General features: G+C 36.5%; 9 protein-coding genes. 3 read left to right on the top strand and 6 right to left on the bottom strand.

The annotated features are described in order from the left end of the window. From FVQ77_04760 to FVQ77_04735, 6 genes are all read right to left on the bottom strand, one after another. Positions 1 to 1,164, bottom strand: a 1,164-nt coding sequence (locus FVQ77_04760) for a tetratricopeptide repeat protein (GenBank protein MBW8049644.1), incomplete at its 3' end; no start/stop codon positions are given. A gap of 594 nt (positions 1,165 to 1,758) precedes the next feature. Continuing rightward, on the bottom strand, positions 1,759 to 2,490 hold the full coding sequence (gene lptB, locus FVQ77_04755; protein ID MBW8049643.1) for an LPS export ABC transporter ATP-binding protein: 732 nt from the start codon (positions 2,488 to 2,490) through the stop codon (positions 1,759 to 1,761). Continuing rightward, positions 2,487 to 4,190, bottom strand: a complete 1,704-nt coding sequence (recJ, locus tag FVQ77_04750) for a single-stranded-DNA-specific exonuclease RecJ (protein MBW8049642.1) — start codon at positions 4,188 to 4,190, stop codon at positions 2,487 to 2,489. The genes lptB and recJ overlap by 4 nt, the downstream gene beginning before the upstream one ends. A gap of 60 nt (positions 4,191 to 4,250) precedes the next feature. Next, a complete protein-coding gene (locus tag FVQ77_04745; GenBank protein MBW8049641.1) occupies positions 4,251 to 4,922 on the bottom strand; it encodes a capsular biosynthesis protein in 672 nt (223 codons plus the stop codon). A 69-nt stretch (positions 4,923 to 4,991) separates the two neighbouring features. After that, entirely contained in the window at positions 4,992 to 7,502 is a 2,511-nt protein-coding gene (locus FVQ77_04740) for a polysaccharide biosynthesis tyrosine autokinase (GenBank protein MBW8049640.1), read from the bottom strand. Positions 7,503 to 7,541: 39 nt separating this feature from the next. Further along, complete coding sequence (locus FVQ77_04735) at positions 7,542 to 8,330, bottom strand: polysaccharide export protein EpsE (protein ID MBW8049639.1); 789 nt, start codon at positions 8,328 to 8,330, stop codon at positions 7,542 to 7,544. A 139-nt stretch (positions 8,331 to 8,469) separates the two neighbouring features. Here FVQ77_04735 and FVQ77_04730 point away from each other — a divergent pair, with 139 nt between their 5' ends. From FVQ77_04730 to FVQ77_04720, 3 genes are all read left to right on the top strand, one after another. Continuing rightward, complete coding sequence (locus FVQ77_04730) at positions 8,470 to 9,258, top strand: hypothetical protein (protein ID MBW8049638.1); 789 nt, start codon at positions 8,470 to 8,472, stop codon at positions 9,256 to 9,258. Between the two features lie 139 nt (positions 9,259 to 9,397). Further along, the gene (locus FVQ77_04725) at positions 9,398 to 11,566 is read left to right on the top strand and encodes a S9 family peptidase (GenBank protein MBW8049637.1); all 2,169 of its coding nucleotides are present in this window, start codon (positions 9,398 to 9,400) and stop codon (positions 11,564 to 11,566) included. A gap of 38 nt (positions 11,567 to 11,604) precedes the next feature. Continuing rightward, positions 11,605 to 11,859 (top strand): GIY-YIG nuclease family protein, encoded by a 255-nt coding sequence (locus FVQ77_04720; GenBank protein MBW8049636.1) that lies wholly within the window; start codon positions 11,605 to 11,607, stop codon positions 11,857 to 11,859. Positions 11,860 to 11,936 lie beyond the last annotated feature (77 nt).

Genomic DNA, 11,936 nt, shown 5'->3' with positions numbered 1-11,936 from the left:
ATAATGTTCAAGGGAAAGTTTGTAGCTGCCGAGCTGCTCGTAACATTCTGCAAGCCCCGAATGTGCATCGCTGCCTTGTTTCAATGCTCCTATGCTGTCTGCGAGCATGGCGGCTTGTTGGTAGTACTGTATGGCTTTGGTGTATTTCTGTTTCTGTGCATAAATGCTGCCGATACCGGATAAGCTGTAGGTCATAGAGTATTCATCGCTGAGTTCTTTATTTATCAAAAGGGCTTGTTGTTGATAATACAACGCGGTGTCAAGCAGCAGGGCTGGATTTTGGGCAGCCCACCCCACCACTCCCGAGTACTCGGGACTGTCGCTCCGGGTGTATAGCGCAGTGTACAAACTCCCGATGTTAGTGTAGGAGTAAGCCATGCCTTGTTTATCACCCAGTTGCACTTTTATTTTAAGGGATTTAAAGAAGTATTCCAGCGCTTGGGGGTAGGAGGATTGACTATAATAAATACCCCCGATGTTGTTATAGGAGGGAGCCATGCCTTTTTTATCACCCAGTTCCTTTTGTATTTTAAGGGATTTAAAGTAGTATTCCAGCGCTTGTGGGTAGGAGGATTGATTCTTATAAATACTCCCGATGTTGTTATAGAAGGCAGCCAATGCTGTTGATTTCTCACCAAGCTCCTTATATATTTTAAGCGCTTTAAAGTAGTATTCCAGCGCTTGGGGGTAGGAGGATTGATTATTATAAATCATCCCGATGTTGTTATAGGAGGCAGCCATGCCTTGTTTGTCATTGAGTGTTTCTTGAATTTCAATTCCTTTTTTATGGTATTCCAATGCTGCCGGATAATCGCTTTTCACTCTATAAAATGCACCCAAATGGTTGTATGCATTTGCAATTCCTTTTTCAATATGTTTTTCTTTATAAATGTGAAGGGCTTGTTCACAAAGTTGAATGGCAGTGTCAGGATTTGAAAAGTATAGTTGCTCAGATAATTTTAATAGGGCTTTTGCTTTTGTCGTGTCGTGGTCTGCGGTTTCAATGATGGTTTTGAGGCTGTCAATTTTAGTATTGCCGCTGCCTCCCACACCTCCTAACCCCCTGAAGGGGGAACTCCCTCCCGCAACCAGCAGTACAACGGTCAGGTAAGCCCCGATTTGAATTGTAAATTGAAGATTGAAGATTGAAAATTTAATACGCATTGTATCGGAATTTCAATGTTTATTAATATTTTAACACAGAGTACACTGAGAAGACAGAGTTACACAGAGTAACTAATCTCCGTTTATTTTTGATTATAATCTTTCTCTGTGTGTCTCATAAAACTCTGTGTGCTCTGTGTTAAAAAATTTTGGTTCTGTTTTAATATAATGTAGATTTTTGTTTTGCGCACATATTCAGTCATTTACATTCGCATAAACAGCAAAATGTATAGATAATGCATGTTATTGCACACTTATTTATCGTAATTATCAGATATTCCACAATATTATAAAACAGAACCTCTTTTTCTTATTTTCTTCGCTTTCCTTCGCTACCCCCTAACCCCCTAAAGGGGGAATTCCCACGCTCTCCTATCCCGAGTACTTGGGAGTGGCTTGAGGGTAGGCAAGTCCCCTTTAGGGGATTTAGGGGTAAAGAGGATCAATTTTTCTGCAGCCTAAACGCTCATACCTAAAAATTAAAGGTTCTGTTTTAATATAATGTAGATTTTTGTTATACTTGAAACCACTAATTACACTAATTTTTTTTAACCCTTAATTAGTGAAAATTCGTGTAATTCGTGGTTATATTCTTTAAATTTTCCTCTTCAGCTCAAAATGCTGCCCAAGGTAAACCCTCCTCACCTGCTCGTCTGCAGCAAGCTCCTCGGCAGTGCCGGATTTTAAGATCTTGCCTTCAAACAGCAGGTATGCCCTGTCTGTGATCGCCAAGGTTTCAGCAACATTATGATCGCTAATAATAATGCCGATATTTTTTGTTTTTAATTTTACAACAATAGTTTGAATATCTTCTACAGCAATGGGATCTACGCCCGCAAAGGGTTCATCAAGGAGAATAAATTTAGGATCAACGGCTAAGGCTCTTGCGATTTCAGTTCGCCTTCTCTCCCCACCTGACAGGACGGTTCCGATATTTTTTCTCACGTGCGTCAGGCCAAATTCTTCCAGCAATTGTTCCGTTTTTTCCTTTTGTTCCTTCTTTGCCAGGGCAGTTGTTTGTAAAACACCAAGAATATTTTCCTCTACCGTAAGTTTTCTGAAAACAGATGCTTCCTGCGCTAAATAACCCAAACCAAACTTAGCACGTCTGTACATAGGCAGCGAAGTGATCGCCTGTCCATCTAAAAAGACTTTCCCTGTATTAGGCTTTACCAGGCCAACTATCATATAAAAACAGGTGGTTTTTCCTGCACCGTTCGGTCCTAACAAACCTACAATCTCGCCCTGGTCTAATTCTATTGATACGTTGTTTACTACAGTGCGAATGCCGTATCTTTTTACAAGATTTTCAGCTTTTAAAATCATTGTTCATATTTAATATCTTTTAAATTCAACTGCAAAAATTTCATCCCCTGGTATTCGTTTTCCTCAATTGTGTAAGCAATATTAAAAGGAATACCCTTTTTGATCTTTTCAAGATGGCTGGCTAACCTGAATCCTATTGCGTCAATAAAAGAAGAATTATCCTTCTTAACCCTGATCTTTAAATGTTCTTCACCTACAATACGCGGATAACCGTCATCAAGAACAGATTCTGAAACAAATAAGGGCTGCATATTTTCAGGACCGAAAGGGCCAATCTGTTTTAATAGATTATAAAACCTGTAATCTATTTGCTTTAGTTCAATTTTAAGGTCAACATCAATTTTGGGGATGAGCAGCTCATCTGTAATACTATTAGAAACAACCTGCTCAAATTTCTCCTGGAAGGCAGGAATATTTTCTACCGGGAGTGATAACCCGGCAGCGTACTTGTGCCCGCCAAATTTTTCCAGCAGCTCGCTGCATTGGGTAATGGCGTCACAGATATCAAAACCAAATACTGAACGGGCAGAGCCGGTTGCATGGCCATTGGATTTTGTCAGGATAATGGTTGGCCTATAATATTTTTCTATACAACGGGATGCAACAATACCAATTACGCCCTGGTGCCAGTCTTCTTTAAACAAAACCGTTGATTTCGCATTTCTTAACTCATCATTTTCGAGCATATCAAGAGCGTCACGGGTAATGCTTTTATCAAAGTCTTTTCTTACTTCATTTTTATGGTGTAACTGTTCAGCAAAGTCTTGTGCTTCTTTTTCATTTTCAGCAAGTAATAAATGTACCGCTTTTTTTGCATGCTCTATCCTGCCTGCTGCATTAATGCGCGGGGCAATAACGAAAACAATATTTTCTACTTCCAGGTTATTTTTATGTCTTGCAATTTCCAGCAATGCCTTTATGCCTGGCCTTGGATTTTTATTGATCACATTCAGGCCATGAAAAACGAATATCCTGTTTTCATCGTTGATCGGCACGATATCAGCCGCCACACTGATGGCTGCCAGGTCTAAATGTATATACAATTCTTCAAGTGGAATATTATTGCTGATACAATATGCCTGCAGGAGTTTGAATCCTATCCCGCAGCCAGATAGTTCATCAAAAGGATAATTGCAATCATCTCTTTTGGGATCTAATACCGCATAAGCATCAGGTAAATCCTCACCGGGCCGGTGATGATCACAAATTATAAAATCAATATTTTTTGAATTTGCATAGGTAATTTGGTCAATGGCTTTGATGCCGCAGTCTAAGCAAATGATGAGCGAAAAATTATTTTCAGCAGCATAGTCAATCCCTTTTAATGAAATGCCGTAGCCTTCAACATACCTGTCAGGAATGTAAAAATCAAGATTTTCATACTTGTTTCTCAAGAAGCCATAAACCAATGCCACCGATGTAGTGCCATCCACATCATAATCACCATAGATCAGGATCTTTTCGTTGTTGCTGATCGCTTTTTTCATGCGGGCAACTGCCTTATCCATATCTTTCATTAAAAACGGATCGTGGAGCTTGTTAAGAGCGGGTCGAAAGAAATCTTTTGCCTGGTCATAGGTTTCAATGTTGCGCTGAACCAGTATCGTGGCTAAAGTTTCATTAATATTGATCGCTTTTGATAACTCACTGACTATATCAGCGTCTGGTGAAGGTTTGTAAAGCCAGCGTTTTTCCATAATATTGAAATATACAAAGTAATAAAATGCTAATATACGAATGAATACTAATTATAAATATTACTAAAGTCTATTATTCATTAAATCAAGTCCCAACACCTTTCTGTAATACTTCGTTTTCATAGCATTTTTGAGCAGCGCTGCTTGTTTAGTAGAATGAAGATCAGAGCCCACAAAGCGTATCATATTGTTATCGATCAATTTATGAGCGATCTTTTTTGCCATCTTTGAATAATATCCCGATAAAGAAATGGTATTTAACTGGAACAATACTTCCTGCTCATAAAGGTTTTTATATTTTTGAAAGTCAGAATAAAGGTAGGTATATCTTTCGGGGTGGCCTATTATGGGTTTATATCCGGCAGATCTCATAAGGAAAATGGCTTCGTTAAGCATGACGGGTTCATTCAGGTAAGACGTTTCAAAAAGCAGGTAATTATCACCAAAAGTCAGCAGTTTTTCTTCATTTTTTAATTTTTGGATAAACCATTCATCCAGGTAATATTCTGCTGCTTTTTCCAGTACAATGTCTATTTTTCTTTCTTTAATGATCTCTTTCAACTCATTAAGCTTTGATAATATTATTTCAGGGGTATTTTTGTAATAATCACCCATAATGTGAGGGGTGGTTATCAGCTTTTTGAAGCCCAAACCTATCAGCACTTTGATCATTTCAATAGATTCATCGGGATTACCGGAGCCGTCATCCAGGCCCGGCAAAATGTGTGAATGCATGTCAACTGATATGGGGGGGAGTGCGGGAGGAGGTTTCTTTAAAAAGTTAAATATATTAGGCATTTTTGGTTATTGGTTTGTTTTTGCAAACACTCTTTTTATCCACGGCAATTGTACATCGTTTTCATCTTCATAATATCCGTAGCCATAGCCATAACCATATCCGGCACCGTCATGATGTTCAAATGCATTTAAAATAATAGAGAGTTTTACGAACTCATTCCGGGTGACGAGCTTGCTAATAATTTTTTCAAAACCTTTTTTGGAATAGCCAGCCCTGACAATATAAATCGGAATATCTGCATTTTTCATAACCAATACGGCATCAGTGACCAATCCAACAGGGGGAGTATCAATAATAATTACATCGTATTGCTTAAATAAACTATTGATCATTTTATCGAACTGCGGCATCAATATTAATTCAGATGGATTGGGGGGTATCGGGCCAGCCGAAATGTAATCAAGTGATTTAACAGGGGTTCTTTGGATACAATCTTCAATGCTGTTTTTACCTATCAGAAAAGTGCTGATCCCGATTTTGTTTTCTCCCCCAAAGGTTTGATGGATTCTCGGTTTTCGCAAATCCAGGTCCAATATTAAAACCTTCGTATTTGATAGTGAAATTATTCCACCCAAATTGATTGCAATAAAAGTCTTCCCTTCCCCACTAATACTGGAAGTAATTGTAATCAATTTTTTCTTTTTATTTGGACATATAAACTCAAGATTGGTTCTGATGGATCGTAATGCTTCACTTATTGCTGATTTAGGATGGTCACTCACAAGCAGCGGGGATACAGAGATTTTTTTCTTGTCAAAAACAGGGACTATACCCAGTATAGGTGTTGGGGTTATCTTTTCTAATTCTTCGACCCCCGTAATGGTATTGTGCAGCATGTATTTGCCCGCGATAAGCGCTATGCATAAAAACATACCTATAGATATGCCTATCATGTATGCCATCATTACATTGGGTGAAATAGGAGTGTCAGAGATATTGGCAGGTGATAATATTACAAATTCAGGTATCGTCCCTGCCTTAGCTATTCCAAATTCCGCTCTTTTTTCCATTAAAAGGAGATAAAATTTCTCATACAGATCATAAAATCTTTTAATACGGGTATATGCAGTTTCTTTAGATGGAAGACTCAAAATTACTTTCTCCGTTGAACTGATCTTATTGTTATATTCTTCTATTTGTTCTTCCAGCATTTCTTTATTCAAGCCAATCTGCCTTATTAGATTTTTTTTAAGATTTTCGATCCGGATATCTTTTTTCTTAACAACGAAGGTATTTTCTTTATTTGAAGACAATAGCAGGTTTCTTTCTTCCTGCAGCTTGTTTAGTTCTTCTGTTAATTGTATTAACTTTGACCCTGAAGGCAGCGAAAGGGAAGGTATAAATTGGCTTAGGTCCTGATTTGATTTTATAATGTTTATCAAATCATGCAGCAACAAAGCCCGTATTTTTAACGCTAATCTTTGTTTTTCCAACTCTTCAATTTTCTCTACGAACTTTGAAAAAACCGTTTGGACATTTGCTGTTTTATTTTCTCTGAGAAACCGCTCTAATTCAAGTTCATATTTTTGCAGCTTTACTTCGGTTAAGACCAATTGATCATCTACAAAAGCAATGGTTTGCTCGCTTGCCTTATTCTTGTTTTCTATTGTTTGCTTTAAATAAACCGAATCAATAGCATTGACAAAATCCTGTGCTTTGACCCTGTTATAATCTTTCAATGATATTTTAATCGTATTGGCATTTACATTCAAAATTTGTACGGACAGGTTGTTTGCCATGTAATTCGTTAAAGCCGCTTTGCTGTTTACTCTAAAAAAATAACCACTATTATTACCATTTGTACCAATACCGATCCAGGTCAGAATATTTTTAATAAAAGAAGACACCAGACTTTTTCCCTTTTCCGCATCTCCTTCTGATAAAAAATCGGTTTTATATAATGTGAGAACAAAATCTTTGTTCTCAATTTTTTGAGCAAACTTATAGGTATTACTTACCGGTTTTTCACCAATGTAATATGTCAACCTAAATTCATCGTTATCTAAAATATCCACATCAAATTTTGTGCTGTAAAATGCCTGATTTTTTATTTCATGTTCTACTTTAAATGGAGCGTTTTTATATCTTTCATCATAGAGAAACCTGCCATAAGCATAATAGCTTACGTCATAATTGATATTATCAATTACCTGGTCATATATCAGTTTAGATTTAATAAGCTCAATCTCGCCTGACAGATTATTAAGTATTAAATTCCCCCAGGTTGATCCTTCAACTCCTTGTAAGCCTAAAACCCCTGCATCGTTTTTGATATTTAACTTCAAAATTGAAGATGATTCGTATAAAGGTTTTGTGTAACGAATGTACAGAAATGCAATAGTTAAGGGTAGAATAAGGATAATTGCTATCCAAACAATATTTTTTCGCAATATCAATAAGAGCTTATCAATATCTAAATCTCCTAAACGGTCACTACCATCGGCTTGCTGAACAAAGCCTGTTTGAGGCAAATTGTTGCCACCAGAAGGTGCATTATATTTGTAACTCTCTTCCATTTTTTAATGCGCAAGTTTATAATTTTAAGTATTATCTTACTATGGTTGTGATAAGGTTATAATAATTAATATCAGCGTAATAATATTTGTAACAACGGCTAATATAGGACTTATATCTCTAACAGATTCTATCAATACTTTACGCACAGGTTCTATATAAATGATATCATTGGGCTGTACATTCAGATTGGCTTGTTTCATGCCTTCAATCGTAGATAAGTCTATAAGATAAATATCAGGATCTTTTAAGTCTCCCCTTATTATACGGATATTCTGTACTTTGGATAAGTTATCGATACCTCCCGCTAAAGCTAATATCTCCAATAAATTCATGTTTTCATTTTCTAACGGGACAACCTGCCCTCCAATTGCTCCAAGTACGACCACTCGTCTATTTAACAATTTGGTAACACAAAATACATCTTCATAAAACTCCGAATATCTTCGCTCTAACAAACTATCTGCCTGGTTCAATGTCAGGCCATCTAACTTTATCTTACCAACCATTGGCAATTTCACAAATCCGTCATACTTTACCAAATACTTTTGTCTGTCTTCATAACTTTGAACGTTGCGGTTACCATCCCTGAATAATTCCATGTTGGGGTCTATGAGACTTTCGCCATAATTTGTGTAAACCCTTATACCCAGATAATCATCTTTTCTGATCACATAATTTCTTTCAGCTTTTTTTACAGCTCCTTTTAATTCAACAGCAAAAACGCTCTTTTCTGTTTTGAACATTATATTTTGTTTGTATCCCCGGCAGGAAATTAAACATAAGATAAACAAGGCATATATTGTATAGTAGTAAATTGTTTTGGGCATTATTTACGAATTAGAATTGATAATTAATGTTAGTTAATACCAATTAAAAGTTAAAGGTGATTTTAAAAAGGTTTTTATTTTTCTGCAAAGTTACAGATTTAGTTAATATTTTTTATAACTTTACTCAATGAATAAATTAATGACACCCCCCTCAAAAGCCTTGCTATTACTGACCATTTTCTGTATCGCCATGGGATTTTTTGAAGCCGCAGTGGTTGTCTACCTGCGAGAATTGTATTATCCCGAAGGCTTTCAGTTCCCTATAAAAATTATGACTCCCAATGTATTTGTTGTTGAACTGATAAGAGAGATCTCCACCATTGTAATGCTATGTATTATCGGTATCATTTGTGGGAAAAATTTTTATGAAAGATTAGCTTACTTTATTTATTGCTTCGCTGTGTGGGATATTTTATATTACGTGGGTTTAAAAGTTTTCCTGGATTGGCCACCATCGCTTCTGACCTGGGACATATTATTTCTCATTCCAATAGTATGGGTTGGTCCCGTTTTAGCACCCGTGATCTGTTCTGTAACAATGATTTTGTTAGCTGGATGCATAATTAGCGCAGAGCCCCACCATTTGGCAAGGCAGAACGCGGAGAATAAAACACAAAAAGATTATACAGTAAAAATTAATTTAACAGAGTGGGTATTGTTATTTTCAGGTTCGTTGATAATACTTTTTACTTTTATGTGGGATTATACTAAACTGCTTATAAAAGAAGGATTTACAACAAATTTCCAACAGGCAGTTGCACAATATGTTCCGACTGATTATAATTGGTATTTATTTGCTGTTGGGGAAATATTATTGCTTTTTGCTATTGCTTTATTTTGGAGAAGGACAATATTTTTAAAAAACAAGATTGAGTCCACTCTAATAAGTCCAAAAAATAAAAATGCCACCAAAACACCAAAGCACTAAATCCCACAAAACCCTGAAAATCAATTAGTTAATTTTTAGTGGGATTTTGTGTTTTTGTGCTTTTGTGGCAAAAAAGACTTTTTAGAGTGGACTCCTTAATAATATTGGAATACTGAAAAAATAATACTACTTTTGCGATATGAAAACTAAAAATCTCCTTTTCCTCGTTCTTATCTCATTTTCAACGACCTTTTGTACAATCAAAGAGTCAAGAGAAAATGTAAAACCGGTATATACCAAAACAGCAAAGATAGACCATGTAGACGATTACTTTGGTACAAAAGTAGCTGACCCTTACCGCTGGCTTGAAGTTTCAGACTCTTCGGCTGTAGCTGACTGGGTGAAAGCGCAAAATGAAGTAACCTTCAGCTATCTTGAAAAAATCCCTTACCGGCAAAAAATCAAAAATCGCCTCAAAGAATTGTGGAATTACCCCAGGTATTCTCCGCCCGTAAAAGCCGGAAACCATTATTTCTTTTTCAAAAATGATGGGCTTCAAAATCAATCCGTATTTTATATGCAGAAAGACCTGGATTCAGAGCCTGAAATGTTATTAGACCCCAACCTGTTATCGGAGGATGGCACGGTTTCGCTTACCAACACAAGCATTTCCAATGACGGGAAACTTTTAGGATACGGTATTGCAAAAGGCGGCTCAGACTGGAATGAGTTTTTTGTAATAGACATTGACTCTAAAAAACCGCTGGATGATCATTTAAAGTGGATCAAATTTTCAGATATCGCCTGGTACAAAGATGGATTCTTTTACAGCCGTTACGATGCTCCTAAAAAAGGAAAAGAGCTTGAATCTAAAAATGAATTTCATAAACTCTATTATCATAAAATTGGCACTTCCCAGGATAAAGACCTGTTAATTTATGAAGATAAGGAGCATCCTTTGCGTAATGTATATGCAAATACTACAGAAGACGAACGCTTCTTAATATTGTATATCTCCAAAGGCGCTTCTGAAAAAAATGCACTATATTTTATGGACTTGTTAAAAGATCCAAACCTCTCTGATCCGAGTAAGGGTATAACGCCCATTGTAGATAATTTTGAAAATCATTATTCTGTAATTGGAAATATTGATCAAAAGCTTATTGTAAAAACAAACTTGAATGCACCAAAATACCGTGTAATATTAATCAATACAAATCCTCCAAAACAGGAAAACTGGAAAGAATTAATTCCTGAGAATGAACTGGTTATACATAAGATCTCTTATGCAGGACAAAAGCTTTTTGTCAATTATATGATGAATGCCTGCAGCAGGGTTATGGTTTATGAACGTAAAAGATACATTGCCTTTTATAAAGTTGATGAAATACTGTTTCCCGCATTGGGGTCTGCAAATGGCTTCAAGGGGAAAAAAGATGACCGGTTCGTATTTTATTCGTTCACCTCTTTTGTTATTCCTACAACTATTTACAGGTATGATTTAAAAACAAAACAAACTACTTTATTCAAAAGGCCAAAAATAGAATTTGTTGAATCTGATTATCAAACTACACAAAACTTTTATAAAAGCAAAGATGGCACTGAAATTCCCATATTTATAGTGCACAAAAAGGGACTTGAATTAAATGGCAATAATCCAACCTATCTTTACGGTTACGGGGGCTTTAATATCAGCATTACCCCCAGATTTCAGCTTCATTTATTGCCTTTTCTGGAAAATGGTGGCGTTTACGCTGTGCCAAACTTGAGAGGGGGCGGAGAATATGGCGAAGAGTGGCATAAAGGGGGTATGTTGTTAAATAAACAAAACGTATTTGATGACTTCATTGCTGCTGCTGAATATCTTATTGAACAGAAATATACTTCTCCCGATAAATTAGCCATTTCAGGCCGTTCAAACGGTGGCTTATTGGTGGGCGCCTGCATGACCCAGCGGCCTGATCTTTATAAAGTAGCTTTGCCCGGAGTAGGTGTTATGGACATGTTGCGTTTCCATAAATTTACTATCGGTTGGGCATGGGTTTCTGAATACGGCTCCAGTGAAGATTCCACACAATTTTTTAACCTGTACAGTTTCTCGCCTCTACATAACGTAGCAGGAAACGTTAACTATCCTGCCACATTAGTCACCACTGCCGACCATGATGACCGGGTAGTGCCGGCACACTCATTTAAATTTATCTCCACGTTACAGGAAAAACAAGCAGGAACTGCCCCTGTATTGATTCGCATTGATACAAAAGCAGGTCATGGTGCAGGAAAACCAACTTCAAAACGGATAGACGAATGGACCGATGTGTTGTCGTTTGTGTTTTATAATTTGGGAATGGAGCCGGATATTCAGTAGCCCCGCCCTTTTGATTATTAGTTTAAGACAGATATATTATGTATTATGTTTATCTATTAAAAAGTAAAAAAAAGGATTTTATATATATTGGAAGTACTCCTGACGTGAAAAGAAGACTGTTAGAACATGATGAAGGTAAAGTAAAATCTACTAAATATTATACCCCTTTACAATTGGTTTATTATGAAGCTTTTTTAGATAAAAATGACGCATTAGACCGCGAACATAAGCTAAAGCATCATGGTAGTGTAATAGGTCATTTAAAAAAACGATTAAAAAACTCATTACATTAATAATCAAAAGGGCGGGGTAAGCAGTTTGGAACTTCGATTAGAAATTGGTAACTTTGACTTAAATTAAACAAAAATCT

The organism is Cytophagales bacterium, from assembly GCA_019456305.1.
Lineage (GTDB): Bacteria > Bacteroidota > Bacteroidia > Cytophagales > VRUD01 > VRUD01.
The sequence above is the reverse complement of the archived record's forward strand: the minus strand, read 5'-3'. Positions and strand labels throughout refer to the sequence as shown.